At 15.3% G+C, this 236-nt stretch carries 1 protein-coding gene; it reads right to left on the minus strand.

Features of this window, described 5'->3' with window-relative positions:
* Positions 1 to 236 (minus strand): hypothetical protein (locus tag M8044_RS02570; RefSeq protein ID WP_273585475.1); only part of this gene is annotated, 236 nt, incomplete at both ends.

Consider the following 236-nt stretch of genomic DNA (forward strand, 5'->3'; position numbering starts at 1 on the left):
GAGATCAAAAGTGTATTTTTTATCCATTTTTAAATTCATTTGAATTTTAAAAGACGGATTTTTAATATTTTTTAAAAGCAATGTTGTTTCATAAAGATCCGAATAATTTAAATATAAAGTTTGGTTATCCAGATTATAATTGTTTTTTTGATGAAATAAATAAATCTTAAAATAATTATTTTGAATTAAAAAAATAATTATTTCTAGTAAATTAAAAATTTTTTTCATTTTAAAAT

The sequence above is a fragment of the Columbia Basin potato purple top phytoplasma genome (assembly GCF_028595955.1).
Classification (GTDB): domain Bacteria; phylum Bacillota_I; class Bacilli_A; order Acholeplasmatales; family Acholeplasmataceae; genus Phytoplasma.